General features: G+C 58.3%; 22 protein-coding genes. 12 read left to right on the top strand and 10 right to left on the bottom strand.

The features are described from left to right. A partial coding sequence (locus tag MYY08_RS02820) for an anti-virulence regulator CigR family protein (protein WP_288013012.1) occupies positions 1 to 390 on the bottom strand: 390 nt, incomplete at its 3' end. Between the two features lie 192 nt (positions 391 to 582). Between MYY08_RS02820 and MYY08_RS02815 the strand changes: the two genes are divergently transcribed. The 5 genes from MYY08_RS02815 (at position 583) to MYY08_RS02795 (ending at position 5,339) form a co-directional block, all read left to right on the top strand. Then, on the top strand, positions 583 to 753 hold the full coding sequence (locus tag MYY08_RS02815) for a hypothetical protein (RefSeq protein WP_167401655.1): 171 nt from the start codon (positions 583 to 585) through the stop codon (positions 751 to 753). A 106-nt stretch (positions 754 to 859) separates the two neighbouring features. Beyond that, positions 860 to 1,096, top strand: coding sequence for a hypothetical protein (locus tag MYY08_RS02810; RefSeq protein WP_038627707.1), 237 nt, complete (start codon positions 860 to 862; stop codon positions 1,094 to 1,096). 375 nt (positions 1,097 to 1,471) lie between these two features. Further along, positions 1,472 to 3,076 carry a phosphoethanolamine transferase gene (locus MYY08_RS02805; protein WP_084971564.1) on the top strand — a complete coding sequence of 535 codons (1,605 nt, stop codon included), beginning with the start codon at positions 1,472 to 1,474 and terminating at the stop codon, positions 3,074 to 3,076. Positions 3,077 to 3,558: 482 nt separating this feature from the next. Further along, the gene (gene sad / locus MYY08_RS02800; protein ID WP_038627708.1) at positions 3,559 to 4,947 is read left to right on the top strand and encodes a succinate-semialdehyde dehydrogenase; all 1,389 of its coding nucleotides are present in this window, start codon (positions 3,559 to 3,561) and stop codon (positions 4,945 to 4,947) included. Between the two features lie 59 nt (positions 4,948 to 5,006). Continuing rightward, on the top strand, positions 5,007 to 5,339 hold the full coding sequence (locus MYY08_RS02795; RefSeq protein WP_038627709.1) for a hypothetical protein: 333 nt from the start codon (positions 5,007 to 5,009) through the stop codon (positions 5,337 to 5,339). Positions 5,340 to 5,420: 81 nt separating this feature from the next. On the opposite strand, the gene MYY08_RS02790 is transcribed toward MYY08_RS02795, so the two are convergent. Continuing rightward, positions 5,421 to 5,639 carry a DUF378 domain-containing protein gene (locus MYY08_RS02790; RefSeq protein WP_038627710.1) on the bottom strand — a complete coding sequence of 73 codons (219 nt, stop codon included), beginning with the start codon at positions 5,637 to 5,639 and terminating at the stop codon, positions 5,421 to 5,423. 252 nt (positions 5,640 to 5,891) lie between these two features. Next, the gene (locus tag MYY08_RS02785; protein ID WP_038627712.1) at positions 5,892 to 6,950 is read right to left on the bottom strand and encodes an NAD(P)-dependent alcohol dehydrogenase; all 1,059 of its coding nucleotides are present in this window, start codon (positions 6,948 to 6,950) and stop codon (positions 5,892 to 5,894) included. Between the two features lie 130 nt (positions 6,951 to 7,080). Between MYY08_RS02785 and MYY08_RS02780 the strand changes: the two genes are divergently transcribed. Together MYY08_RS02780 and MYY08_RS02775 are read left to right on the top strand one after the other, a co-directional pair. Then, positions 7,081 to 7,476, top strand: a complete 396-nt coding sequence (locus MYY08_RS02780) for a winged helix-turn-helix transcriptional regulator (protein WP_038627714.1) — start codon at positions 7,081 to 7,083, stop codon at positions 7,474 to 7,476. A 206-nt stretch (positions 7,477 to 7,682) separates the two neighbouring features. After that, positions 7,683 to 8,504, top strand: a complete 822-nt coding sequence (locus tag MYY08_RS02775) for a Cof-type HAD-IIB family hydrolase (protein WP_133052088.1) — start codon at positions 7,683 to 7,685, stop codon at positions 8,502 to 8,504. A 44-nt stretch (positions 8,505 to 8,548) separates the two neighbouring features. Here the strand turns inward: MYY08_RS02775 and MYY08_RS02770 are convergent, their stop codons facing one another. The 4 genes from MYY08_RS02770 to MYY08_RS02755 form a co-directional block, all read right to left on the bottom strand. Then, positions 8,549 to 9,406 (bottom strand): glucose 1-dehydrogenase, encoded by an 858-nt coding sequence (locus tag MYY08_RS02770; RefSeq protein WP_288013003.1) that lies wholly within the window; start codon positions 9,404 to 9,406, stop codon positions 8,549 to 8,551. A 301-nt stretch (positions 9,407 to 9,707) separates the two neighbouring features. Continuing rightward, complete coding sequence (gene zapE / locus MYY08_RS02765) at positions 9,708 to 10,751, bottom strand: cell division protein ZapE (RefSeq protein WP_190296622.1); 1,044 nt, start codon at positions 10,749 to 10,751, stop codon at positions 9,708 to 9,710. A gap of 396 nt (positions 10,752 to 11,147) precedes the next feature. Then, complete coding sequence (locus MYY08_RS02760; RefSeq protein ID WP_288012999.1) at positions 11,148 to 11,879, bottom strand: pirin family protein; 732 nt, start codon at positions 11,877 to 11,879, stop codon at positions 11,148 to 11,150. A 77-nt stretch (positions 11,880 to 11,956) separates the two neighbouring features. Further along, positions 11,957 to 12,166 (bottom strand): DUF1471 domain-containing protein, encoded by a 210-nt coding sequence (locus tag MYY08_RS02755; protein ID WP_038627720.1) that lies wholly within the window; start codon positions 12,164 to 12,166, stop codon positions 11,957 to 11,959. An 887-nt stretch (positions 12,167 to 13,053) separates the two neighbouring features. Here MYY08_RS02755 and MYY08_RS02750 point away from each other — a divergent pair. The 3 genes from MYY08_RS02750 to MYY08_RS02740 all read left to right on the top strand — a co-directional run bounded on the left by MYY08_RS02750 (position 13,054) and on the right by MYY08_RS02740 (position 18,364). Continuing rightward, entirely contained in the window at positions 13,054 to 16,851 is a 3,798-nt protein-coding gene (locus tag MYY08_RS02750) for a glycosyltransferase (RefSeq protein WP_288012997.1), read from the top strand. A gap of 164 nt (positions 16,852 to 17,015) precedes the next feature. Continuing rightward, positions 17,016 to 17,573, top strand: a complete 558-nt coding sequence (locus MYY08_RS02745) for a non-canonical purine NTP pyrophosphatase (RefSeq protein ID WP_038627724.1) — start codon at positions 17,016 to 17,018, stop codon at positions 17,571 to 17,573. Beyond that, entirely contained in the window at positions 17,570 to 18,364 is a 795-nt protein-coding gene (locus tag MYY08_RS02740; protein ID WP_038627726.1) for an SIR2 family protein, read from the top strand. Before MYY08_RS02745 ends, MYY08_RS02740 begins: the two co-directional genes overlap by 4 nt. Before the next feature lie 74 nt (positions 18,365 to 18,438). On the opposite strand, the gene MYY08_RS02735 is transcribed toward MYY08_RS02740, so the two are convergent. The 3 genes from MYY08_RS02735 to norR form a co-directional block, all read right to left on the bottom strand. After that, positions 18,439 to 20,487 (bottom strand): glycoside hydrolase family 31 protein, encoded by a 2,049-nt coding sequence (locus tag MYY08_RS02735; protein ID WP_288012993.1) that lies wholly within the window; start codon positions 20,485 to 20,487, stop codon positions 18,439 to 18,441. After that, positions 20,484 to 21,866 (bottom strand): glycoside-pentoside-hexuronide (GPH):cation symporter, encoded by a 1,383-nt coding sequence (locus MYY08_RS02730; protein ID WP_052133936.1) that lies wholly within the window; start codon positions 21,864 to 21,866, stop codon positions 20,484 to 20,486. Before MYY08_RS02730 ends, MYY08_RS02735 begins: the two co-directional genes overlap by 4 nt. Before the next feature lie 436 nt (positions 21,867 to 22,302). Then, positions 22,303 to 23,820: a nitric oxide reductase transcriptional regulator NorR gene (gene norR, locus MYY08_RS02725; protein ID WP_288012989.1), complete on the bottom strand. Its 1,518-nt coding sequence runs from the start codon at positions 23,818 to 23,820 to the stop codon at positions 22,303 to 22,305. Between the two features lie 155 nt (positions 23,821 to 23,975). On the opposite strand from norR, the gene norV reads away from it, so the two are divergent. Together norV and norW are read left to right on the top strand one after the other, a co-directional pair. Continuing rightward, positions 23,976 to 25,451 carry an anaerobic nitric oxide reductase flavorubredoxin gene (gene norV, locus MYY08_RS02720; RefSeq protein WP_038627732.1) on the top strand — a complete coding sequence of 492 codons (1,476 nt, stop codon included), beginning with the start codon at positions 23,976 to 23,978 and terminating at the stop codon, positions 25,449 to 25,451. A gap of 4 nt (positions 25,452 to 25,455) precedes the next feature. Next, positions 25,456 to 26,589: an NADH:flavorubredoxin reductase NorW gene (norW, locus tag MYY08_RS02715; protein WP_190296618.1), complete on the top strand. Its 1,134-nt coding sequence runs from the start codon at positions 25,456 to 25,458 to the stop codon at positions 26,587 to 26,589. Positions 26,590 to 26,592: the final 3 nt, after the last annotated feature.

Below are 26,592 nucleotides of genomic sequence, written 5' to 3'. Positions count from 1 at the left end.
GAGCGCAATCAACACCAGATCGCGACCGGCGATGCGCCATTCGTAGCCGGGATAGTGCGGCAGTTCGCGCAGCATCGGCGCCGGCACCGCTTTTTTGGCGATGCCCGGCGGCAGCGGTTTGCCGCGCGCCAGGTTTTTCGCAATGCCGGGCGGCAGCGCCGAATAGCCGGTCAGCCCGTGCGATACCGCCAGCCGGCGTGCATCGCGGTAATCGAGATTGAGATGCAAGCCCTCTTCTTCCTGTTGATACTCCCCGTGCTTGTTTTTGCCATTGCCTTGATGACCATGACCATGGCCGTTGCCGTGACCGTGACCGGGATCGGCATACAGCGGCGCGCTCAGCAGCAGCACGCTCAGCGCCAGCAGCGGTTTTATCGTGGTAGTGCGCATACTTTTCTCCTGACTGTCAGTTTACGCAGCGATTATAGGTAATTTCAGGCAAAAACAGCGTGGGCGGAACGCGTTTTTATCCGAAAGTTAGCGCCACCCTTTGTTTGTGAGGAAATACGTAAACAGGCTTATCGGCTATACTTGTCTTCTGGAGAAAAAGTACCTTCGGTAGGCGCGCGAAAGGAGCTAACCATGTTGATAGGATTTGTGCTTTTAGTCAGCGCCTGTGGCCACGATGCCTGTGATGCCCTGCCGGTTACCGAACATATCTACCCCACGCAGGCGGCCTGCGAACATATGGCCTGGCGCATTAAGCAGCGCCGTCCCAATGCGGTTTTGATCTGTGGCGAAGTTCGTCGGTAAGCTAACGTAAAAATCCCCTTTTCTGCCGCTTAGCCGGTTGCTATCCGGCAGTAAACGGGTCAAAATATGAGCTGTTTTCGCATTAACTAACATCGTTGTGAATCCCATGAAAACCCGTAAGCCCCGTCGTCCTAACGGACGGTGGATTTATTACATTCTGCATGACGGTATTCTCTGGCCCTGTCCGGTGCGTTGGGAATGGGAAAGCGGTTACGGCGGCTGGCTGCCGTTCTATTTTTCCCCCACGCTGGAATTTGTGGTTGGCGATCCCGCTAAAGCCTGGCGCGTTCCCGGATCGGGTCATCATCCCGCCCGGCGTCAACGTTGGCCGGAAGCAGCCTGATTCAGGCTGCTGTTTATTGCGTACCGCTGCCGCAACCCGTGCAGCGGTTTCATCCCCGCCCTTTCTTCCTGCTGCAGATAACGCACCTGCTGCGTTTCAGCCTCCCGGTTGTTACCGCTGCCCGTTAATAAATATTTCCCGCTATTCGCCTGCCTTTATTTGACTTAGCTCAGATGTACAACACATTGTTAACACTAATCTTTTAAATAAGAGAACAATTGACTCAGGTAATATTTAATGGCATAAAGCCATAAAATTTAAGCGATTATCTTTTTATCGGCGAATTAAATAACGCCGCGCTTTTCTCTCTTTTTTATTTTTCGCTGCCGCCTTATTGGCTGGCGACGCGCTTGCTGTTTTTAGGGCTGATATTTAATGACGACACAGACAGGGATGTTATTCTCTCATCCGGCGCGCAGCGGCGTCGCCTGTTCCGCGCTGCTGCTGCTGACGCTTATCTTTACCATCACCGGCGCGCTAAGCCAGCCGCTGCATAAGGTGGTTAATCAGCTGCTGATTCTGCTGCCGCTGCTCTTTACGCTGGTTCAGGTGAGGCGTCCGCTGCCGCGCAACGCTCTTGCCTGCGTACCGCTGCTGCTTATCGCACTGCATATTACGCTGTCGCTGTTCGCCTGGTTCGAATATGGCGCCGCCTTCAGCTACGGCTTCGCGCTGAGTATTTTAAACAGCGACTGGCGAGAATCCTGCGCCATGATGACGCTTTACTACCGCTGGGGCGTGGTTTTCCTGCTGTTGACGACCGGACTGTTTCTTGCAGTCAACCTGCTGCCGCGCTCGACGCATCCCCGTTTCCGCAAGCTGCCTTTTCTGCTGCTGCTGACCTTTGTCGCCGCCTACAGTCTGCAGGCCATTGCGCATAATCTGCGCAAAAACGCCACCGAAAGCGTGTTGCAGCGCATCGTGGCCGATATGCCGTTCAGCAATCTCAACGCTTTTCTCCAGGCCGCGCGCGATAAGGCGATTATCGCGCAGGTGTCGCAGCGGGTGCCGCATTACAACCTGACGGTTGCCGATACTTCGGTAAACACCTGGGTACTGGTGATTGGCGAATCGGCGCGCGTCGGCAATATGGGCATCTATGGTTATCCGCGCGACACCACGCCGCAGCTCCAGCAGGAGTCCTCTCGTCTGCTGCTGTTTACCCAGGCGATCGCTGGCGCGCCGGTCACGGCGACGGCGGTGCCGCTGGCGTTGAGCGCCGATCGGGTGGAACGGCACAATATTGACGCCTACTCGGACAATATTATTAATATCGCCAACCAGGCCGGGCTAAAGACCTTCTGGTTCAGCAAACAGGGCATGTACGGCGACTACAGCAACGCCATTACCGGCATCGCCATGAATGCCGCAGAACGTCAGTGGCTGGATGATGACTATGACGGTTCGCTGCTGCCTGCGTTTAAACAGGCGCTGGCGCAGCCGGGAAAAAAGCTGATCGTGCTGCACCTTTACGGCAGCCATGAACCGGCCTGCACGCGCTATCCACAGCAGCAGGCGGCGTTTGCCGACGCCGATGATAAAGATAGCTGTTACGACAACAGCATTCACTACACCGACGCGCTGCTGGGGCAAATCTTTGACCAGCTACGCGACAGCCCCGCCTCCCTGCTTTATTTTTCCGATCACGGCCTGGAACGCCATCCGCATGATCGGGTGGTTTACCGTCACGGCGGCGTACGTCCTTCGCAGGCGGCTTATCAGGTGCCGATGTTCATCTGGTACAGCCCGGCGATCTCCGCAACAAACCTGACCGGCAAGATCAATGTGCCCTGGTCAACGGTGGATAACTATTCCCTGATGCAGCGCTGGCTCGGCGTGCGCGTCGCTGACGCCGACAGCCTGTCGGTGAAGCAATGGATTGCGGAGAAAACCGCAGCGCAGATGCCGGTGCGGGTGATGGACACCACCGGCAAGATCTACCGTTTTAGCGATCTCGCGCCGGAAAAATGGGACGATTAAGGAAAGTCAGCTAACGTGTGGCGGTCGCGGTGAAAAACCCGACCGTATAAAACGCGTCGGGAAAAGTTTCCATACCACACGGGGAAAAGCCATCAAACAATGGCAAACTGAAGCGCAACGCCACATCACCAGCGGTGCGAACGTAATGTAACACAATCTTAACTATGCATATATTAAGAAAATGCACTGAAACGCCGTTTCATCTTTTATAATCAATCACATCGGACCACAAACCTTCCCCCTATCATCTCACCATGCAAAATATTGATAAGCTAAGCTACTGAAGATTTAACGACGCTGTTTGGGTTATGCGCAGCATGATTAGCAGGTTTGCCTTTGTCGATACAGAGCATGTCTCTGTGACAACCATCGAATACCTTCTCTTTTTAACAGCAACTCGCTCAGCATTATTCAGTTTTCATAACGATGCGCCGGGCGTAAGGTAGCCGAATCAAAAACATCCCTGTCAGTAAGGAGCGGTTATGTCATTTTCACCTGAAACCCACGCGATTTCGCGTAACCCAGCCAGCGGTGAAATTCTCTCCGCCCGGCCTTATATCAACGAACAGCAGGTAGATGCGGCGATTGCTGCTAACCACCAGGCGTTTCAGCAGTGGCGCCGGCAACCGGTCGCGGCGCGAGCGGACAAACTGCGCGCGCTGGCTGACGTTATTCGTCGCCGCAGCGAAGAAATGGCGCAAACCATCACCGCAGAGATGGGCAAGCCGATCCTGCAGGCGCGCGGCGAAGTCGAGAAATCGGCCCAGCTGTGCGAATGGTATGCCGACAATGGCCCGGCAATGCTCTCCACCGAGCCTACGCAGGTGGAAAACAACCAGGCGGTGATTGAATACCGCCCGCTCGGTCCGGTACTGGCGGTCATGCCGTGGAACTTTCCACTCTGGCAGGTGCTGCGCGGCGCCGTTCCGATCCTGCTGGCAGGCAACAGCTACCTGCTGAAGCATGCGCCGAGCGTGATGGGCTGCGCGCTGCTGACGGAAGAGTTCTTCCGCGAGGCAGGCTTCCCGGCACAGCTGTTCTGCGTGATCAACGCCACTAACGCTGGCGTCAGCCAGGCGATTAACGACGCGCGCGTCGCGGCGGTAACGGTGACCGGCAGCGTGCGCGCCGGAGCGGCGATCGGCGCTCAGGCGGGCGCGGCGCTGAAAAAATGCGTGCTGGAACTGGGCGGCTCCGATCCCTTTATCGTGCTGAAGGATGCGGATCTGGATGCGGCGGTAAAAGCGGCGGTCGCCGGACGCTATCAGAATACCGGACAGGTCTGCGCCGCAGCGAAGCGTTTTATCATTGAGCGAGACATCGCCGACGCCTTCAGCGAAAAATTCGTGGCGGCGGTGCAGCAACTGAAGATGGGCGATCCGCGCACCGAAGAGAATAATATCGGCCCGATGGCGCGCTTCGATCTGCGCGACGAACTCCATCAGCAGGTGCTGGCAACGCTGGAGGAAGGCGCGACGCTGCTGGCGGGCGGCGACAAGCTGGCGGGAGAAGGCAACTACTACCTGCCGACCGTGCTGGGCAACGTCACCTCCTCAATGACGGCTTTCCGTCAGGAGCTGTTTGGTCCGGTGGCGGCGATTACCGTGGCGGACGATGCCGAACATGCGCTTCAGCTGGCCAATGACAGCGATTTCGGCCTGATGGCGACGGTTTACACTGCGGATGAGACGCTGGCTGCGGAGATGGCGGCGCGTCTGGAGTGCGGCGGCGTGTTTATCAACGGCTACAGCGCCAGCGACGCCCGCGTCGCCTTCGGCGGCGTGAAGAAAAGCGGCTTCGGACGTGAGCTGTCGCATTTCGGCCTGCATGAATTCTGCAATGTGCAAACCGTCTGGCGCAACCGCCGTTAAACCTGTAAGTTTGCGTCCGGCCTGCGTTCCAGGCGCAAATAAAGCATTAAGAGGGAAGTTTGAAAAAAAGAATCGTTATTCTGCTGCTAATTATCGTAGCAGGCGTGTTCTACTGGCGTTCCACCCTGCGCGTCACGCCGGAAGATCAGGCTTATTACGCGGCAATATTCTGTAACGTCGCCACCCAGCAAACCGATAACTACCTCGGCGGCATGCGCACGATGATCGAAGGTAGCAACAGCGACTATGCGCTGCATCGCAGCCGCTTTAATCAGATCGCCGCCGAGCGGGCCATCACCGCATGGCAAAGTCTGACGGCCACGGATAAAACGCGTCTCGCTTCAGATACGCAGGAATGTCAGCAGGCCATCGTCGAGCGCCTCAAAAAATAAGCGCCAGCAAAAGCTGCGACAGTAAAAAAATAAAGGGCCGTTCGTGAAGCGATCGGCCCTTTTTATTTTTAATGCGTTTTTTCAAACGTGACGCGTGCCGGTATGAACACGAAATTTCGCAAAGAAGGTCAGACAGTAGAGCGCGCAAAGGCCGACCACGACATAAATAATGCGGGAAATAATGGCAGCCTGTCCGCCAAATATCGCCGCAACCAAATCAAACTGAAAAAGACCGACCAGCAGCCAGTTCAGTCCGCCGACAATCAGCAGAATAAGTGCTACATAATCAAGCGCTTTCACAAAACCTCCCGTTGAGGATAATGCTCCCCCTTCGGCAATAAACCGGTTCTTCCTTTTAACCACGTGTCACGCCGGTTTATAACGTTGAGAGAGCAGGTGTATCGCTGAATTAAAGTGTAGCCACTGATCGAAATTTAGCCAATAAGGTGGTGCAACAAAGCGCCGCCACGCAGATAATTAATCAGACTGTAAATAAAAGCGTAACGCGACCCTCTCGCCGCCGATAAATTCTTTTTTCGGTGGCGAAAATAATTAATCGCTTTCCCAGCTTGTCGCTTTCATATCAATAACGAAGCGGTATTTCACTTCGCTTTTCAGCATGCGCGAAAACGCGTCTTCAATTTCTGCGCCGTTAATCAACTCTACATCGGCGGTGATATTGTGCTGACCGCAGAAATCGAGCATCTGCTGCGTTTCAAGAATGCTGCCGATAGACGTGCCGCTGACGCTGAGACGACGGAATACCATCGGGGTGATCGCCGGCGCCGGATGCGGATTTTCCGGGATGCCCACCAGCACCAGATGACCGTTGGCGCGCAGCGTATTCAGATAAGGATTCAGATCGTGCGGCGCCGCCACGCAGTCGAGAATAAAGTCGAGCCGATGCTGCCAGGCCGCCATCTGCTCCGCGTCGCGCGAGATCACCACATGCTGAGCGCCGAGCCGTCGCGCATCCTGCTCTTTGCCGGCGGAGGTAGTGAACAGCGTCACTTCCGCGCCCAGCGCGGCGGCGAATTTCACCGCCATATGACCCAGACCGCCCAGACCGATAACGCCAACCTTATCGCCAGCCTTGACGTTCCAGTGACGCAGCGGCGACCAGGTGGTCACGCCCGCGCACAGCAGCGGCGCCACCGCTTTCAGGTCGAGATTTTCCGGGATGCTGACGACAAAACGGCTGTTGACGATCATCGTCTGCGCATAGCCGCCGCGCGTGGTTTCGCCGCTAACAGCGTCGGTGCCGTTATAGGTCGGCACGAAACCCGCTTCGCAGTATTGCTCCTCCTGCTGCTGGCAGAAATGGCAGTGGCCGCACGAGCCGACCATCACCCCGACGCCAACCAGATCGCCAGGACGGAACGCGCTTACCGCCGCGCCCGCTTCGGCTACGCGGCCGACGATCTCATGGCCGGGCACCATCGGATAGTGGCTGACGCCCCACTCGTTGCGCGCCATATGCAGATCGGAATGGCAAACGCCGCAGTAGAGAATATCGATTTTCACGTCGTCCGCGCGCATCTCGCGCAGCGTCACGCTGCCGGTTGTCAGCGGCCTGTCGGCCGCATGCGCCACTATGGCGTTAATTTTCATGCAAGTCATTCGCTCCGTAAGGTAAACAGATCGGGCGTCGCCCGATTTCAGCGGGCGCCTACTATAGACAGAAGGTTTCCGTTTTGGTAGTAGTCACCTTTTAGGGTCATAGTTACCAAATGGTTACCATATGCCGACAATCGTTGATGGGAAATTATACTTTTACGCCGATTCAGAGCCGCGCCGTCTGATGGAGCTGTTCGCCGTGAAGTGGACCACGATGGTGATCCATGCGCTTTATCACTGGCCGGGCGGCAAATGTCGTACCGGCGAACTGCAACGCAGCCTACAGGGAATATCGAAAAAGATGCTGATCCAGACGCTGCGCGAAGTCGAGCAGCGTGGCCTGGTGCGGCGGCATGTTTACAACATGGTGCCGCCGAAGGTGGAGTATCAGCTGACCGAACTGGGCTGGACATTCGCCGAGCCGATTGAACAGATGTATCAGTGGGGGCTGGAGAACAAAGCGGCACTGGACGCAATGGAGGCGGCGCTGCGGGCCAGCCGCAGCGAGCACGCCGAATAAGCGCGATGATCCATTATCTGATAACGCGTTCCCGGTCCCGCTTCGCGCTGCACCCCCGCCGGATAAACGATATTATTAGCCGAATAATAAATTGACTTTGGGGTTACCTCTGTCGGGGCAGGCGATCCGGCACAACCCCTGTTAATCTTATTTCCTTTCCCCGTCCAGCTGGCCGGGGAGCGATGTCTTATTTGAAGGAGAAACCGGTGGCGGTAAAATTGATTGCTGTTGATATGGACGGAACGTTTCTCGATTCCGCCAAGCGTTATAACAAAGCGCGCTTTTTGCGCCAGTATGCCCAGCTGAAAGAGCGCGACATCCGCTTCGTGGTCGCCAGCGGCAATCAGTATTACCAGCTGGAGAGCTATTTCCCGGAGATTGCCGGTGAAATCGCTTTCGTGGCGGAGAACGGCGCGTGGATCAGCGACCGCAATGAAGAGGTCTTCTGCGGCGAACTGAGCGCGGATAACGTGCGGCGGGTAATGGCGATCCTGGCGCAGGAGCCGGAAATTCATACGGTAGTCTGCGGCAAACGCAGCGCGTATATTTCGCCCGCTATGCCCGATGAAACGGTGGCGCTGCTGTCGAACCACTATCGTCGCCTGGAGAAGCGCGCCGATCTCGACCATATCGACGACACCATTTTCAAATTCTCGTTGAATCTGCCGCACGACGGCGTCGAGCCGCTGATCGCGCGTCTGACGGAGGCGCTTAACGCGGCGGGCAACGTGGTGCGGCCGGTCTCCAGCGGCTTCGGCTTTGTCGACCTGATTATTCCCGGCCTGCATAAGGCGCACGGCATTAGTCTGCTGCAACAGCGCTGGGGCATTGACGACTGCGAAGTGGTGGCGATCGGCGACAGCGGCAACGATATCGAAATGCTGCGTCAGGCCGGCTACAGTTTTGCCATGGCGAACGCCACAGAAGCGGTGTCGGCGGCGGCGCGCTATCGCACCGAAGATCATAATGAGGAAGGCGCGCTGAACGTCATATCCCGCGTGCTGGCGCGCGAATATCCGTTTAACTGAGGCTAACACGACGGCGGCGGAAGCGCCGCCGTCGTGCCAGGTTATCAGATAACGGCCACGCCGCCGGTCACCGCCACGGTGGCACCGGAGATATAGCTGGCCTCGTCGCTGGCGAGCATAACATAGGCGGGCGCCAGTTCGGCCGGTTGACCGACACGCTGCATCGGCACTTCGCTGCCCAGGTTTTTCACCTGCTCCGGCGGCATTGTCGACGGGATCAGCGGCGTCCAGATCGGGCCTGGCGCCACGACGTTGGAACGAATGCCTTTATCGGCCAGCAGCGCCGCCAGGCTGCCGGAAAAGTTTACGATCGCCGCCTTGGTGGCGGAATAAGCGATCAGCTTCGGCTTCGGCTGGTCGGCGTTAACCGACGCGGTGCTGATAATGGCCGCGCCGGATGGCATATGCGGCACCGCCGCCTTGCAGAGATAAAACATGGCGTAGATATTGGTTTTGATGGTGCGATCGAATTCGTCGTCGCTGATCTCGTCCAGCGACTCGCGCGTCATCTGAAACGCCGCGTTATTCACCAGAATATCGATTTGACCGAAGTTGTTTACCGCCTGCTGCACGATATGGCGGCAGTGTTCCGCTTCGGTAATATCGCCTGGCACCAGGATGGCTGTACGCCCCGCCTCTTCGACCATGCGCGCGGTATCTTTCGCATCTTCATGCTCGTCCTGATAGGAGATCAGCACGTCCGCGCCTTCACGGGCATAGGCGATGGCGACGGCGCGGCCGATGCCGGAGTCACCGCCGGTGATGATCGCTTTCTTACCCGCCAGACGTCCTGAGCCTTTATAGCTGGTTTCGCCATGATCTGGCGCGGGCTGCATATCGAAAATAGAACCCGGAACATCCTGCTGCTGTTCTGGCTGCGGTGGCTGTGGTCGGCTGGTCATAATAAGGTGTTCTCCTTTCTGGTTAACGGCTGCGACAGCCGTAAATCGAACTCAGGGTAATCTTATTATTCGGTCAATATCGCAGCGTAAACGGTATTGACCGAATAACGGAATACCGTTTCAGTATAGTTGACTGACTCATATTGCAAGCGCAGCGGCAGGCGGACGCGACATTATTGATCGGGCGCGGCGCCTGAATCTATTTATCCCGCCACCAGAGTTAGCCGGATATTTTTTGTCAGCGGAAGAGAAAAGCGATTATCGGCAACGATAAATCTTTGTCGCCGACGACAGCTTAAATTCAGGCGTCGCCCTGATAAAGCGGCAGCAAATTAAGTCGGCTGGCGGTGCGCTGAATATCCTCCAGTTCAACGCCCTGCGTCAGCGTTTCCGGCGGACACGCGGTGGTCAGAAACAGCTGACAGTGCCGGTCATACAGCACGTCGATCACATTGATAAAGCGCTGCTGCACCGCTGGCGAAACGCGCGCCAGCGGCGGCACATCCTCAACCAGCCAGCGCTGATGACGTTCGCACAGCGTGAGGTAGTCCATAACCGCCGTCGGCGCTTCGCAGAGCGCGCGAAAAGAGAAGTGCAGCGTATCTCCGGCAGGCGACAGCGTTTCCAGCGTGCGGTAACCCACCGTCAGCGGCAACGGCGCAGCGGCCGCCTCAGGCAGATGCAGCGCCCGACGCAGCGTTGGGGTGCTGTCCAGCAGCAGGCCGCCGGTGCTGAACGGCCCGTGCTGTTCATGGCGCAGCGTGCGGTAATCTTTCTCGCCGGTCAGCGCGATAATCGTCAGATGTTGTCGCATCAAGGCAATACAGGGCTCGAAGCGCTGATGGTAGAGCGGGTTCGCCAGCAGGTTTTCCGGCGGATGGTTGGAGGTGGCGACCAGCAGCACGCCGTTGCGGAACAGCTGTGCCAGCAGCGGCTTAATCAGCATAGCGTCGCCGATATCATGCAGATGGAACTCGTCGAAGCAGAGCAGCCGACAGCCGCCGATGCTGGCGGCAATCGCCGCGTCAACGCTGCCGCCTGTGGCGATAGTCTGGTGTAGCTGACGGAAGAAATAGTGAAAATGGACGCGCTTTTTCTCCTGCAACGGCGCCCAGTCAAAAAAAGCGTCGACGATAAAGGTTTTGCCGCGCCCTGGCAGTCCCCAGACATAGAGCCCATCGCCCTGCGCCTGACGCGGCGCGCCTGCCAGCGTCCGGCTCATCAGCGCATCCAGGCGGGCGATCAGCTGCCGCTGCTGGTCGTCCAGCGTCAGGCTTTTTTCCGTCGCCTCGCGCTGCATCCTTTGTTGAAAAGTAAAAGCTGTCTGTGGCGCCGCCTTGATCATCTCGCTGCTCTGTCGGTGGTGTCAGTTCGGCCGCTATCATAACCTGCTCCGGCGCGCTGAGCAGCACAGGTTGTGCCGCCGACGGTACGGCTAACATGGACTGGGGCGCGATTATCGACAGGCCGTAAATAAAACACCTCGCCTGAAAACAGTGAGGCAGATCTATTTTCCTTTTCTTGAGGCGCTTTTAAGGTTAACGCAGACGACGCTATTTATGCGCGCCCTTTAACTGGCTGAAATAATCTATTTCCACGGCCCTGAATATTTTACTATCTTCACTAAACCGGCAATGAATTTAAATCCAACGCACAGTCAGGCCAGGACTTAAATAAAGAAACGATGATATGGCCGATGCCGGAAAAAATATAAAAGGCAGGCGTTGCGCCTGCCCTGCGTTTACTGACCGCTAATCCGGCCCGCCAGCGACATTTTTGCGTCGGGATCGACCTGGAAACAAACCAGAATGGCGTCGCGGCGCGCCTCAATAAGCGGCAGCGCCTGTAACCCGTCACTTATCGCATCGCCCTTGCTGAGCCGCTCGCCGCCGACGATCACTCTGCCTTCCGCCACGTAGAGCCACTGCGCCAGTCCGTCGCGGTAGGGCGCGGCGGCGCTGCTTTTCGCCGTCAGCCGGATATCCCAGGCCCACACCCGTTGCCGAACGGTCAGCGGCGCGCCTGCGTCCTGCGGCCCCGCCAGCAGCGTCCATTGGCCATCAACGGCGCCTTCAGGCCTCGCCATAAACTGCACGCTGCCCTCGACATCCGCCTCTTCAGGACGAATAAAGACTTGTAGCATCTCCGTCTCCACCAGCGGCGCAGACTCCTCGTGCCATACGCCGCATCCGGCGCTAATCAGCATCGCTTTTTTCGCGGAAAGCGGCGTTCTCTCGCCGCGATCGTCCTCATGAAGCATCGAGCCGCGCCAGACATAATGCAGGATTTCGTCATTAACATGCTGATGCATGGCAATGCGGGCGCCGCTCTCCAGCTGCATATGATCGATAATCGCCAGTGGTCCGAACGCGCTGTCGTTGCGCATCGGATCGATCTCGCCGGGACGCATACGCCGAATGGTAAAAGGACCATATTCAAACAACTGTGACGGGCTGGCTCGCATGATATTCATCACTTTCTCCCTCCAGTGTTAAGGCAATGGCGGCAAAAAAAAGACGCCCGCAGGCGTCATCTTTCAGCGTCGACGTTTTATTTCACCAGTTCGGCGGTCATATGCACGCCGTTATTAAAGTTGGCTTCGGTAATTTTGTAACCTGCGCCCTGCTGGGCCGCCTGCGCAGCGATTTTTGCCTCGGCAGCCTCCAGCGTCAGTGCGGTGGCGGTAACGCTGGCCGCGAAGCTGTTAACAGAGAGAGCGGAAAGCGCGATAATTGCAGCAAAAATTTTGACGTTTTTCATAATGGTTCACCTGATGCTTTATGAAGTTAGTGAGGCGTTATGCCTCGATGTGATAGATAGTAGGTGAGCCAGGCACAATTAAAAAGCGGAAGGATTTGCTCTATTCGTTCATAAAAATTGAAAGAAAAACGACCAGCGGTTAAGCCAGAAAACAAACCAGATAAAGCGAGAAGGTTAACTGGACGGCTGACTGACGATAAACGGGTCAGCAAACGGTAAAACCTGTTTTGCATGCAAAAAAGCCCGCCCGCGTGCCTGTTTTGGCGTTACGGTTTCGCTGTTGCGGCATGTCGCCGATGCAAGTTATGAATACGGGTGCGTTTTTTATACTTCACCGCATCACGTGAAATAAAGAGACACGCGCGGTTTTTATACAGCCAGCCATTAGCGGGAAAACGGCCGGCGCCTTACTTTTGCCGACGAAAATTCAATCAGTTGTCGTCTTCCGTGCAGCGCAATTTCTGTATCTGCTGGCGCTGCCTGCGCTTCGCTTCACGCGAAAAAATAATAAGTAAAACTAATAAATCAACAAGCTAAACAGCAAGGATATTCCTAAGTTCAGCGTTAAGTATGCACATTACTTGCGCATAATAAGGCCTTCCCTATACTTTCAGTAGAAGATTCCCTTGCGCAATCATTTAGAAAAATAAATATAACAAGCGCAACCGTGCTCCGACATTAACCTTTTAACGTTGATCAGGCGCTCCTGCCATCACTCTGGCTATCACAGCTGATACGACATCAACCGCCAGCGTTCTTTCTCTGCGTGGAAGACCAGCATGACATAAAGCGACACCTGAGGCCGCTTTCCACGCTTTTTTGTTCCGATTTACCGAATGCGGCTGTCAGCGGTGCGTTTACTGGCAAGGCCGCAGGAGAGACTGTTAATGACACCTTTTTCATCATTCTGGCAGGCCGGCTATGAGGGTGCGGATCATATCAATCAGCACGGCATACGCCTGTCAATGAATGAAACCAATGGGCATCTGCTTCGCATAAAGGAAGATTACGCCGCGTTAAAAGCGTTCGGTATTACAACGGTGCGGGAAAGCGTGGGATGGCGTTTGACCGAACGCGACGACCGCTATGATTTTTCCTCGCTTGACGCCCGCCTTGAGGCGGCGCAGGAATATGATATCCAAATCTGCTGGACGCTTTGCCACTACGGCTGGCCCGAAGATTTACATCTCTTTTCCAGCGATTTTATTCCCCGCTTCGCCGCCTTTTGCGCCGCCGCCGCCGACTATATCGCGCCGCGCTCTACCCGGACGCCGATCTACTCGCCAAACAATGAAATCTCTTTCCTCAGCTGGGGCCTCTCCGTCGGGCTGTTTACCTGTTCAAATCTGCCTGAACAGGATCCTGCCGACGCCTGCAAACGTCAGCTGATTCGCGCGACGCTGGCTGGCTGCGACGCTATCTGGGAGGTCGACAGCAAGGCGCGCATTATGCACTGCGATCCTCTTATTCATATCGTCGCAACGGAAGCGTCGCCGGAAGCCAGAGATGCGGCGCAGTCCCTCAGCAATGCGCAATTTCAGGCATGGGACATGCTGCGCGGCACGCTGGCACCGGAGTTGGGCGGCGCGCCGCGCTATCTCGATTTGATCGGCGCCAACTACTACCACGACAACCAGTGGGAAATGCCTTCGATGGCGCGGCTGCACTGGCACCTGGGCGATCGTCGCCGCAAGCCGCTGCACACCATGCTGGAAGAGCTGCAACAACGTTATCAGCGCCCAATGGTGATTTCTGAAACCAGCCACGTCGGCAGCGGACGCGGCGCCTGGATCGCGGACGTCACCGCGCAGGTGGCGCAGGCGCTGCTGGCGGGCGTCGAGCTTTATGGCGTCTGCCTTTATCCCATTATCGACCGGCCCGGATGGAATGATCTAACGGCCTGGCCCCACAGCGGACTCTGGGATCTCGACCGCAACGGCTCCGACCCTTTTCTCCGTTTAATCAACCAGCCCTACGCCAAGGCGCTTAGCCAGGCGCAACGAACATTACGACATTTTCAGTCGTTTACTCCTCCGGCAGCGGAGAATAAGGAGAATGGTATGCAGCAAAAAACTCTGATTGTTTTTAGCCACCTGCGCTGGGGCTTTGTATTTCAGCGTCCGCAGCACCTGCTGTCACGCCTGGCGCAGCACTACCGCGTGCTGTTTATCGAAGAGCCGATTTATGACGCGCAGGCCGCTTCGCTTCATTACTCCACGCCCGCGCCCAATATCACCGTGATTCAGCCCCATACGCCGATTGCGGCGCCTGGCTTCCATGACGACCAGATCGCCACGCTGCAGCTGCTGCTGACGGAGCTGGTGGACGAGCAGGAACAGCCTGTCGTCTGGTTCTATACCCCAATGGCGCTGCCGCTGCTGACGCCTTTTACGCCGTCGCTGGTGATCTACGACTGTATGGATGAGCTCTCCGCCTTTAATCAGGCGCCGCGCCAGCTACAGCAGCGTGAATCGGCGCTGATGACGCGCGCCGATCTGGTGTTTACCGGCGGCTCCAGCCTGTATGAGGCGAAAAAGAATAAGCATCATGCAATCTACTGTTTCCCCAGCAGCGTCGACGCCGTGCACTTTGAGCAGGCGCTGGATCGCAGCAACGGCCATCCGCTACAGCAGGCGCTGCCGCCGATGCGCCTCGGCTACTACGGCGTGATCGACGAACGTCTCGATATCGATCTGGTGGCGGCGCTGGCTGATACCCACCCGGAATGGCAGATCGTGATGGTCGGCCCGGTGGTGAAAATCGATCCGGCGACGCTGCCGCAGCGCCCGAATATTCACTGGCTGGGCCAGCAACCTTATGAAGCGCTGCCGCAGTTCCTCGCCGGCTGGGACGTTTGCCTGATGCCGTTCGCCCTGAACGCCTCAACGCAGTTTATCAGCCCCACCAAAGTGCTGGAGTATATGGCGGCGCAGCTGCCGATCGTCAGTACGGCGATTGCCGACATTGTCCGTCACTATCCCGACCTGGTGGCGATCGCCTACAGCCCGGAAGAATTTGTTCGCGCCTGCGAACGCGCGCTGGCCATGAGCGCCGAAGAACGCGAGATGAAGGCGCAGCAGATGCAGGCGGTCGTCGCCGCCACCTCGTGGGATACGACCACCGAGCAGATGCATAAGCTGATGAGCCAGGGCGCAGCCGCCGCGCGCGCGCCGGTGGTTCAGACGCCGCCGGTTATCGCCGACGAGGTACAGCAGATTACGCGACGGCTGAAGCCCACCGCCGATCAACTGTCCTCCCTGCCCTGCCTGATTATCGGCGCCGGGCCGACCGGCCTGAGCGCCGGTTATCACTACGGCAAAGGGGCGTTGGTGCTGGAGAAAAACGCCTCGCCGGGCGGTTGGTGCCGCTCGCTGAACGACAAAGGTTTCACCTTCGACTACGCCGGCCACATTATGTTTTCGCAGGACCCCTACGTACTGAAGCTGTATGAGATGCTGCTGGGCGATAACCTGCACTGGCAGATGCGCGAAGCGTGGGTCTATAACGATGGCGGCACTTACACCCGCTATCCGTTCCAGGGCTCGCTCCACGGGCTGCCGCCGGAAGTGATTAAAGAGTGTATTCTCGGCGCGATCGAGGCGCGCTACGGCGTGGCGGGCGACGCGGCTGAGACGGCGTCAACGGCGGCGCTGGCGCAGCACCGCGACTGCTGCGCCGACGGCGTAGTGCCGGATGGCGAATGCGTGATGCAGGAAAAGGGTCTGACGGAAAATTTCGAGCAGTTTATCTATAAAACCTGGGGCCGGGGCATCGCTAAACATTTTGCCGTGCCCTACAACAAAAAGCTCTGGACGCTGCCGCTGAGCGAAATGGAAACCTCCTGGCTCGGCGGTCGCGTGCCGCTGCCCGACCTGGCGCAGATCGTCGAAGGCGCGTTGGCGCCGCTGGAAAAACCGATGGGGCCGAATGCCCGCTTTGGCTATCCGCTAAAAGGCGGCTTCCAGGCGCTGATGCACGGCTTCCTGCCGCACCTGACCTGTGAGCTGGAAACCAACAGCACGCTGGCGGCGCTGCATCCTGAGCAGCATATCGCGGTGCTGACAGACGGTCGCCGCTACCGCTACGATCAGCTGATCAGCACCATGCCGTTGCCGCAGTTGATTAAGCTGATCGGCGATGAGGCGCCGCAGGAAATTCACGATGCGGCAGCGAAGCTGCGTCACGTGTCGATTCGCTGCGTCAATATCGGCGTAGGCCGCGCCGACCTGACGGAAAAACACTGGATCTACTATCCGGGCGAGACGCTGTTTCATCGCATCTTCGTACAGGGCAACGCCAGCCCCTTCTGCAACCCGCCCGGCGGCTGCGGCCTGACTTGCGAAATCAGCTATTCGCCGCATAAGCCGCTGCCGGTAGACGGCGACGCGCTGATCCAGCGCTGCATTCAGGAGTGCATCGCGGTAGGCATGATTAACGCCGACGACCCGATTATTACCGCCAACCAGGTCGATATTCCTTACGCCTACGTGGTCTACGACCATGCGCGCCAGGCGAATATCGCGCTCATCCGCGACTGGCTGCTGCAACAGGATATCCTGCTGTCGGGACGCTACAGCGAATGGGAATATTACAATTCCGACCACGCCTTCCTGGCGGGCAAGCGCGCGGCTGAGTTTGTCAAAGCGCGCGAAACCACGCTGGATAAACAGGAAACCGGCTACTGATCCCACCGGCGTCGGGTTCTGGCCCGACGCCCTTTATTCTCTTCCTATACGCGATCCATCTGGCTGATCGGCTCGCCCGTCTGGTCTACACTGTCTGACACCGGTTGACGCGTCTTTGCGCTCATAATCATAACCATACCGGCAGACACAATACTGGGTGAAGCATGAAAATACGGTTTCTTTCCAGCAACGATTTAAAGCTGGACGAGGTGCGCAAAATTCTTGGGCCGATAGGCGTTGAGGTCATGCCCGTTGCGTGCCGCATTGAAGAGATACAGACAGAAGATGAAGTCGAGCTGGTGCGCGACAAGCTGACCAAAGCGTTCGCTCTGATCGGGCGGCCGCTGTTTGTGGAACATACCGGCCTCTATCTCGACGGGCTGAACGGCCTGCCCGCCGGACTGACGCGCATTTTCTGGAACCGGCTTAACGCCGAACGCTTTACCGCGCTGGTGCAGGCGCTGGACAGCCAGCAGGCTACCGCCAAAACCGTGCTGGGCTACTGCGACGGCCGCAAAATGTATCAGTTTTCCGGCGAGGTGCGCGGCAAAATCGTTGCGCCAGCCGGCCCGCGTGAATTTATCTGGGACTGCATTTTTATGCCGGAAGGCCATACGCAAACCTTCGCCGAGATGGGCGAACTCAAGCACGAGATCTCTATGCGCCGTCTGGCGCTGGATCGTTTTGCCGCCTTCCTGAAAACCACAAGGAGCGTGCCATGAAACCCGAACTGAAACGCGCCTATGACGCCGGGAAACTGATCCTGTTCGCCGGGGCGGGCGTTTCGCGCAATCTGGGCCTGCCGGAGTGGCATGAGCTGATTGCGCATCTGGCCAACGAGCTGGGCTACGATCCGCAAATCTTCAACGCCTACGGCACTCACCTGTCGCTGGCGGAGTACTACAAACAGAAAAAAGGCTCGCTGGGGCCGCTGCGCAGCTGGATGGATCGCGAATGGCACCGGCCCGATATCGACGTGCGCTCCTCAGAGATCCACACCATGATCACCCAGGGACGCTTCTCGCGCATTTATACCACCAACTATGACCGCTGGCTGGAGATGGCGCACGACGCGCACAAGGTGCCCTACTATAAGGTGGCCAACGCCGCCGATCTGGTGTCGCTCAACGAAAGCCGCCGCCATATCATCAAGCTGCACGGCGATTTCGATGACGACACCTCGATCGTGCTGGATGAAAGCAGCTACTTTGAGCGGCTCTATTTAGACTCGCCGCTGGATATTAAGCTGAGGCACGACGTGATGGGCAATTCAGTGCTGTTTGTCGGCTACAGCATCAGCGATTTCAATATTCGCCTGCTGTTTTACCGTCTGACCAAAATGTGGGGCCGCACCGGTCTCGCCTCCGCCCGCCCCACCTCGTATCTGTTCACTAACCGCAACAATCCGGTAGCGAAGGAAGTGCTGGGCCAGTGGGGCATCGAGATGATCGTTTCCGAGGAGGATGATCCGCGTAAGGCGCTGGGCGATTTCCTGTCAGAGCTGATCGCCTGAGGCTGACGCTTCAGGCGAGATACGCGTTTAGCCGATCGGAGGCGCCGGTTGCCAGCAGCCCTGACGCGCCGCCGTTATGCTTTCTTTTGCAGCGCCGCCAGCAGCGACTCATCCGCGCCGACGCGTACCAGCGCCGGGATTTCGCTGAGCGGCGCCTCCATTTGCAGCCATTGACCGCCGTGATAACGTTCGCCATCGCGCGCGATCCAGCTTTCCTCCGCTGGCAGCCAGACGCGGCGAGTGCGTTCTCCGGCATGCAGCACCGGCGCTACCAGCAGATCGCGTCCCAGCAAATACTGATCCTCGACCTGCCAGCTTTCCGCCTGCTGCGGATAGTGATAGAACAGCGGACGCATCACCGGATCGCCCTTTTCATGGGCCTGTCGCATCAGGCTGTCAATGTAGGGACGCAGGCGCTCGCGCAGCAGCAGACAGGCCTTCATTAGCTGGTAATTCTCTTCGCCGTAGCTCCAGACTTCGTTTGGCGAGCCGCTGTTGCACTGCGCGATGCCGTTGCGCCAGGCTTCCGGCGGCGCGATCTGCGGCTCGCGGTAGCCGTGCAGACGCATTACCGGACAGAATACCGCCCATTGAAACCAGCGGATCAACAATTCGTGAAAGGCGGGATCTTCGACGTTGCCGCCCTGAAAGCCGCCGATATCGGTGGTCCACCAGGGAATGCCCGCCATCGCCATATTCAACCCGGCGGAGAACTGGTTGCGCAACGCATGAAACGAGGAGTGCACGTCGCCCGACCACGCCAGCACGCCGTAGCGCTGGCTGCCTGCCCAGGCGCAGCGCACCAGGTTGACGATCTCCGTTTCCCCCTGCTGCTGTAACCCTTCATAAAAACCCTGAGCAAACTTCTGCGGGTAGATATTGCCCACCTCCAGCACCGGCCCCAGATGGTAGCGATAGTTATCGAAATCGTAGGCGCGATACTCCGGCTCCGCCTCATCCAGCCAGAAAGTGCGAATGCCAGAATCGTAATAGTTGCGCTTCACCTCCTGCCAGACAAACTCGCGCGCGGCGGGATGAGTGGCGTCGAAAAAGGTGGTGTTGCCCAGGAAATCGAGGTTGACCGACACGCCGCGATCGCTGTTAACCAGCAGCCCCTGCGATTTCATGCGCGCGTAGTTGGCACTGCGGCTGTCGACCGTCGGCCAGACCGACACCATGGTTTCGATGCCCATCGCCTTCAGCTCCGCCACCATCGCTTTGGGATCGGGCCAGTCGAGCGGGTCGAAACACCAGTCGCCCTGATTCGGCCAGTGGAAAAAGTCGATAACGATCACCGAGAGCGGCAGCTGACGTCGCCGGTATTCGCGCGCCACCTCCAGCACCTCCTGCTGAGTGCGATAGCGCAGCTTGCACTGCCAGAAGCCGGTGGCGAAGCTGGGCATCGGCGGCGCGGTGCCGACGGCGCGGCCATACTGCCGCAGGATCTGCGCCGGTTCATCGCCTGCGGTGATCCAGTAATCCATCTGGTCAGTGACCTGCGCCTGCCAGCGGGTGACGTTTTTTCCGAAGGTGGCTTCGCCGATTGCCGGGTTATGCCACAGCAGGCCATAACCCAGGCTGGAGAGCATAAAGGGCACGCTGGCCTGCGAGTTGCGCTGCGCCAGCTCCAGCGTGCAGCCTTTGAGATCCAGCCCTTCCTGCTGATACTGCCCCATGCCGTAAATTTTTTCGTCGCGCCGCGCCTCGAAGCGCACGGTCAGCTGATACTTGCCACCGGGGATCGGACGAAACTCGCGGCCATCCAGCTTGAGGGCGCTGATATATTTATCCTGGCTTTTCTCCGTCGCGCCGATGCCGACCGTGGTGCGCTGGCGCCAGAACTCTTCCAGCAGCAGCTCGCCGCGCTGATTACGGAAGGCGAGCTGACCGCGCTGATTAAGCGTGGCGGTAATATTGCCGTTGCGCAGGCTCAGGGACTCGCCATCCTGTGTGATCTCCGCCGCCTGCGGACCGGGCGGCAGCAGCGCCCAGTCGGTGTCCGCTATCTGCGGCTGGCAACTGGCGCGCACGCGCAGGCTGTTTTCTCCCCAGGGTTCGACAATCAGCGTTTGTCGATCGAAGCGCCAGATAATGCGCTGCTGTTCCGCCCGTAATTCACTCATGACAACTCCTGTGGCTTAAGGGCGCCCGCGCCGCTGACGTTCTGCGTCGCCGCCGCCGTTTTATGCTGGTTAATTTCACGCATGGCGTCGTCGTTCAGCCGATACCAGCGCATGGTGAGCGCGCTCAACAGAGAGAGCACGCCAGGGATCAGGGAAAAGAGCGCGATAATCGCCAGCATCGCACTGCCGTTTTGCTGCGGCGCCTGAGCGACATATCCGCTGAGGCCGAGCGTCCAGCCGACAATCGCGCCGCTGACCGCCATGCCCATCTTCAGCACCGCCAGCAGAGTAGAGAATATGGTGCCGTCCATGCGCTTGCCCTGACGATATTCACCGTAGTCCACCACGTCCGACATCATCACCCACATCAGCGTGGTGGTGACCTGGTAAAAGCTGGAGACGACAAAGGTCATTGCCACCAGCAGCGGCAGCGACGCAGGCATAAACAGAATGCTGATGCTGAGCAGGCCGCACATTACCGCGCTGAGGGTAAATGCCTGCAACTTGCTGCGGCGACGCGTCATCCACTTCGCCATCCAACTGCCGACGCTTTTGCCGACAATATGCGCCGCCAGCAGCCACATAAACAGGCTGGCGTCGCCGAGATAGTAGGTGACGTAATACATCATCGCGCCGAGCCGTACTACGCCGAAGGCGATATTGCAGAACACCAGCAGCGCGACCACGCGCCACTGATCGTTACGCAGCAGATCGCGCAGGTCGGCGAGGAAATTCTCATGGCTGCCGTGCGTGCTGACGCGCTCGCGGGTGTTGAAGAAGCAGAGCAGGAACATCAGCGCCGCCAGGCTCGCCATAATCGCCATCGCGCCGAAGTAGCCGTCCAGCTTGTTGCCGCCGCCGATCCACTGCGCCAGCGGCATCATCAGAAAGGTGGACATCGCGCCACCGAGGGTCGCCAGGAAAAAGCGGTACGACTGCAACGAAATACGCTGGGTATCGTCAGAGGTGATAATGGCGCCCATCGAGCAGTAAGGAATATTGATGGCGGTATAGAGCAGCATCATCAAACAGTAGGTGACGCTGGCGTAGATCATCTTGCCGCTCAGCGACAACGATTCCGGCACGGCGTAAATCAGCAGGCAGCTGACGCCGAACGGCACCGCCAGCCAGAGCAGCCAGGGCCGAAAGCGCCCCCAGCGCGTGCGGGTGCGGTCGGCAATCAGCCCCATCGCCGGATCGACGATCGCATCGGCGACGCGCGCCAGCAGAAACAGCGTGCCGACGAAGACGGCGGGCAGGCCGACGACGTCGGTATAGTAGAAGGTGAGAAAGATAATGACGTTTTCCAGCCCGATATGGCTCGCCATATCGCCGAGGCCATAACTGATTTTTTCTTTAACCGATAAGGTTGCACGCATGGTTGTCCGCCTTGTTCGCCTGAGAGGAACACCTTCCGTGGCCTGAAGAGCAGTTATAGGAAGCCAGGCGGGCGGCAACAATTACGGGATCTGATTAAACCCTTATGTTTTTTACTTTATGTGATACGGGTAACAGGCTGGTTGTCGATTGCAGCTAGCGCGTGAAATAAATAGCGTTCCTGGTTCATTTTTAACACTTTCTGGCTTTTCTTGTGCGCCAGAGCCGCCAGATGCACAGTTCACAATGCAGTATTTGCCCGGCGGCAGCGGATCTTTATCAGGAGCATCAAAGCATCCGTTTTATGGCGGCAGTGTTGATCTCCCGGCCAGGCCATAAACACGTCGACGCTATAAATCGTCAAGGGAGAGTAATCCGCATCGTTGATAACAAACTTTCCATGCAGCCGCACAGGCGCGCCGACGCCGTCTTAACTCTCTATTTCAACTCCAGCCGACGCGCCAGGCGATGCAGGTTGCCCGCATCCATCTCCAGACGGCGCGCGCAGGCAGCCCAGTTATTGTTGCTGGCCTGCAGAGCGCGCAAAATATACTGGCGCTGAAAGTCGCGCGTGGCGTCCTGCAAATTTTGCTGCGGCAGCGCCTCGGCGAACGACGGTGCCTCCGCGACCTCCGTGCCGTTATCCAGTGAAAAGTGATGCGGCATCAGCAGAATATCGCCGTTGCGCGCATCCGCCTGCGCCACGATGGTGGCTCGGTAAATCGCATGCTCCAGCTCGCGGATATTCCCCGGCCAGCCGTAGCCGCTGAGCATGGCGCGCGCCGCCGCGCTCAGCGCGATATGCTGCAAACCAAACTTCACCCGGCATTTTTCGCAGAAATAGCCCGCCAGCAGAATAATATCCTCGCCGCGTTCGCGCAGCGCCGGCACCTGTAGCGGAAAAACGCTGAGGCGATGGTAGAGATCGGCGCGAAAGCTGCCGTCCGCCACCGCCTGACGCAGATCGCGGTTGGTGGCCGCCAGGATACGCACGTCCACTTTCAGATGCCGATCCTCCCCTACCCGTTGCAGGTCGCCATACTGCAATACGCGCAGCAGCTTCGCCTGTAGCGTCAGCGGCAGCTCGCCGATTTCGTCGAGAAACAGCGTGCCGTTATCGGCCATTTCGAATTTGCCTGTGCGATCGTGCACCGCGCCGGTAAAGGCCCCTTTTACGTGGCCGAACAGCTCGCTCTCCGCCACCGTCTCCGGCAGCGCCGCGCAGTTGAGGTAAATCAGCGGGCTGGCGGCGCGCGCCGACTGGCGATGCAGCGCCTGCGCCACCAGCTCTTTGCCCACGCCGGTTTCACCGGTGATCAGCACATTAAGATCGGTCGGCGCCACCACCGCGATCTCTTTCTTCAGCTGCTGCATCGGCGCGGAATCGCCGATCATTTCGCTCTCTTCCGTTTCGCTGCGGCGCGGGCCGCCCAGCGTCAGGGCGTTGCCCGGCTGCTCCAGCTGCTCCAGCAGCAGCGCGTTGTTCAGCGCGCTGCCGACCAGCGTCGCCACCACGCGCAGTTCCTCATCGCTGTAGGCGTCGAACTGGCTGGCGTTCATGCCGTCAAGCGTCAGCGCGCCGATCAGATTCTGCCCGGAAAACAGCGGCAGTCCAACGCAGGCGTGAACGTGCAGCTCCTGCTGGTCGGGGATCAGCCCGTCGTAAGGGTCGGGCAGGCTGCTGTCGGCGGGAAAGCGCACCACGTCACCGGCGCGCGCAATCGCCTCCAGCCGCGGATGCGCCTCGATTTTAAAACGGCGTCCCATGACATCCGGCGCCAGCCCCGCCGTCGCCAGCGGACGAAAATGCTGCGCCTCATAGCGCAGCAGCGCAGTGGCGTCGCACTGCAACAGATGATGAATGCTGCCGATCATCCGGTTAAAGCGATCGGGACGTGAAAGGCCGTTCTGAATCTCAACTGCCAGCGCGGCCAGCTTCTCTACGGATATCGTCATGCTGTCGTTTCCACAATACATTGTCAAAATAACAATAGACTTGGAATGTCATTTTAACAACCCATGAAAATAAAAGGCTTATAAAACAATAAAATAAAAGTTGGCACGCCGAATGCAATAACAGGATAACTTTATGAACCTGTTGAGGAACCAAGATGAGCATTCACGTTAAGAACAATATTACCTGGGTAGGCCAACGCGACTGGGAAGTACGTGATTTTCATGGTACCGAATATAAAACGTTAAAAGGCAGCAGCTACAACAGCTATCTGATCCGTGAAGAGAAGAACGTCCTGATCGATACCGTTGACCATAAATTCAGCCGTGATTTTGTAACGAACCTGATGCAGGAGATCGATCTCGACAAGATCGATTACATCATCATTAACCATGCGGAAGAGGACCATGCCGGCGCGCTGACCGAGCTGATGTCGCGCATTCCCCATACGCCGATCTACTGCACCGAAAATGCTATCGATTCGATTAACGGTCACCACCACCACCCGGAGTGGAACTTTAACGTGGTGAAAACCGGCGACACGCTCGATATCGGCAACGGCAAAAAACTGATCTTCGTGGAAACGCCGATGCTGCACTGGCCGGACAGCATGATGACCTATATGACCGAAGATGCGGTGCTGTTCAGCAACGACGCCTTCGGCCAGCACTACTGCGACGAACATCTGTTTAATGACGAAGTGGATCAGACCGAGCTGTTTGAACAGTGCCAGCGCTACTACGCCAATATCCTGACGCCGTTCAGCCGTCTGGTGACGCCGAAAATCAATGAAATCCTCGGCTTCAACCTGCCGGTCAGCATGATCGCGACGTCGCACGGCGTGGTATGGCGCGACAACCCGACGCAGATCGTCGAGCTGTACCTGAAATGGGCGGCGGACTATCAGGAAGATCGCATCACCATTCTGTACGACACCATGTCCAACAACACCCGCATGATGGCCGACGCCATCGCGCAGGGCATTAACGAAGTCGACCCGCGCGTGGCGGTGAAAATCTACAACGTGGCGCGCAGCGACAAAAACGAAGTTCTGACTAACATTTTCCGCTCTAAAGGCGTGCTGGTGGGCACCTCCACGATGAACAACGTGATGATGCCGAAAATCGCCGGTCTGGTAGAAGAGATGACCGGTCTGCGCTTCCGCAACAAACGCGCCAGCGCCTTCGGCTCACACGGCTGGAGCGGCGGCGCGGTGGATCGTCTTTCTACCCGTTTGCAGGATGCGGGCTTTGAGATGTCCCTGAGCCTGAAAGCGAAATGGCGCCCGGACGGCAACGCGCTGGCAGCGTGCCGCGAGCATGGCCGCAGCATCGCCCGCCAGTGGGCGCTGTCGCCGCTGCCGGCGAAAGCCGCGCAGCCGGAACCGGTCGCCGCGCCTGCCGCCGCGCTCGATGTGCCGGTTAACGCCGCGCCGAAAAGCTGCGCCAGCGCCGCGACGGGCGACGCCGATCAGAAGATGATCTGCAGCGTCTGCCTGTGGGTCTATGACCCGGTCACGGGCGAAGATTCTCAGGATGTCGCGCCGGGCACCGCCTGGGCAGACGTGCCGGAAGATTTTCTCTGCCCCGAATGCGGCATGGGCAAAGACGTTTTCGACCCGTATGAGGGCTAATGCTATGTCATCCGATATCGTCATTATCGGCTCCGGCTTCGCCGCCCGACAGCTGATTAAGAATCTGCGTCAGCAGAATAAAGAGGCGCCCATCCGGCTGATCGCCGCCGACAGCTGCGATGAGTACCACAAGCCGGAGCTGAGCCACGTCTTCTCTCTGGGCCAGCGGGCCGATGATTTGACCCGCATGACCGCCGCCGAGTACGCAGAGAAAAACAACGTGACGCTGCATCCGCATACGCGGGTCTCGCGCATCGACGCCGCCGCGCACCGTATTGAGACCACGGCGGGCGACTTTACCTTCGGCAAACTGGTGCTGGCCACCGGCGCGGAAGCGCTGGTGCCGCCGGTCAGCGGCAGCGAGCTGATGTACACCCTTAACAGCCAGCAGGAGTATCGCCGCTGCGAGGAGAATCTGCGGGGCGCGAAACGCGTGCTGCTGATCGGCGGCGGGCTGATCGGCACCGAGCTGGCGATGGATCTCAACCGCGCCGGCAAACAGGTAACGCTGGTGGATCACAGCGGCAGCCTGCTCTCGGCGCTGATGCCGCCGGAGATTAGCGGGCGCTTACAGCATCGTCTGACGCTGGCGGGCGTGGAGATGCGCTTTAACTGCGAGCTCTCCTCGCTGGCGCGCCATCACGACACGCTGATCGCCACGCTGAATAACGGTCAGCAGATCGCCTGCGACGCAGCGGTCTGCGCCATCGGCCTGCGCCCGAATATCGCGCTGGCGCAGCAGGCGGGGCTGGAGACGCGGCGCGGCATCGTGGTGGACGATCGCCTGACTACCTCGCGCCCCGATATTTTCGCCCTCGGCGACTGCGCCGAGATTCAGGGCAAGCTGATGCCTTACCTGCAGCCGGCGCAGCTGGCGGCGATGACGCTGGCGAAAAACCTCACTGGCAACAGCGCCAGCCTGAGCCTGCCGGCGATGCTGGTCAGGATCAAAACGCCTGACCTGCCGCTGCACCTGGCCGGCAACGCCGGGGATGCGGAGCTGAACTGGGAAATGCAGTTCAGCAAAGCGGGCATCGTGGCGAAAGGGCTGGACGCCGCCGGACAGCTGAAAGCGTTCGTGGTCAGTGAAGATCATATGAAGCAGGCGCTTCCCTTGCTGAAACAGCTCACCCGTTAATCA

This window comes from Mixta sp. (genome assembly GCF_024610815.1).
GTDB lineage: Bacteria > Pseudomonadota > Gammaproteobacteria > Enterobacterales > Enterobacteriaceae > Mixta > Mixta calida.
The sequence above is the reverse complement of the archived record's forward strand: the minus strand, read 5'-3'. Positions and strand labels throughout refer to the sequence as shown.

Excerpts from the sequence above, each read along its gene's own strand:
- zapE (WP_190296622.1), bottom strand. The coding sequence starts at position 10,751 with ATGATCAAGGCGGCGCCACAGACAGCTTTTACTTTTCAACAAAGGATG.
- MYY08_RS02740 (WP_038627726.1), top strand. The coding sequence starts at position 17,570 with ATGAAACCCGAACTGAAACGCGCCTATGACGCCGGGAAACTGATCCTG.
- MYY08_RS02755 (WP_038627720.1), bottom strand. The coding sequence starts at position 12,166 with ATGAAAAACGTCAAAATTTTTGCTGCAATTATCGCGCTTTCCGCTCTC.
- MYY08_RS02805 (WP_084971564.1), top strand. The coding sequence starts at position 1,472 with ATGACGACACAGACAGGGATGTTATTCTCTCATCCGGCGCGCAGCGGC.
- norW (WP_190296618.1), top strand. The coding sequence starts at position 25,456 with ATGTCATCCGATATCGTCATTATCGGCTCCGGCTTCGCCGCCCGACAG.
- MYY08_RS02750 (WP_288012997.1), top strand. The coding sequence starts at position 13,054 with ATGACACCTTTTTCATCATTCTGGCAGGCCGGCTATGAGGGTGCGGAT.
- sad (WP_038627708.1), top strand. The coding sequence starts at position 3,559 with ATGTCATTTTCACCTGAAACCCACGCGATTTCGCGTAACCCAGCCAGC.
- MYY08_RS02760 (WP_288012999.1), bottom strand. The coding sequence starts at position 11,879 with ATGAATATCATGCGAGCCAGCCCGTCACAGTTGTTTGAATATGGTCCT.
- MYY08_RS02730 (WP_052133936.1), bottom strand. The coding sequence starts at position 21,866 with ATGCGTGCAACCTTATCGGTTAAAGAAAAAATCAGTTATGGCCTCGGC.
- MYY08_RS02745 (WP_038627724.1), top strand. The coding sequence starts at position 17,016 with ATGAAAATACGGTTTCTTTCCAGCAACGATTTAAAGCTGGACGAGGTG.
- norV (WP_038627732.1), top strand. The coding sequence starts at position 23,976 with ATGAGCATTCACGTTAAGAACAATATTACCTGGGTAGGCCAACGCGAC.
- MYY08_RS02785 (WP_038627712.1), bottom strand. The coding sequence starts at position 6,950 with ATGAAAATTAACGCCATAGTGGCGCATGCGGCCGACAGGCCGCTGACA.
- MYY08_RS02810 (WP_038627707.1), top strand. The coding sequence starts at position 860 with ATGAAAACCCGTAAGCCCCGTCGTCCTAACGGACGGTGGATTTATTAC.
- MYY08_RS02770 (WP_288013003.1), bottom strand. The coding sequence starts at position 9,406 with ATGACCAGCCGACCACAGCCACCGCAGCCAGAACAGCAGCAGGATGTT.
- norR (WP_288012989.1), bottom strand. The coding sequence starts at position 23,820 with ATGACGATATCCGTAGAGAAGCTGGCCGCGCTGGCAGTTGAGATTCAG.
- MYY08_RS02815 (WP_167401655.1), top strand. The coding sequence starts at position 583 with ATGTTGATAGGATTTGTGCTTTTAGTCAGCGCCTGTGGCCACGATGCC.
- MYY08_RS02735 (WP_288012993.1), bottom strand. The coding sequence starts at position 20,487 with ATGAGTGAATTACGGGCGGAACAGCAGCGCATTATCTGGCGCTTCGAT.
- MYY08_RS02780 (WP_038627714.1), top strand. The coding sequence starts at position 7,081 with ATGCCGACAATCGTTGATGGGAAATTATACTTTTACGCCGATTCAGAG.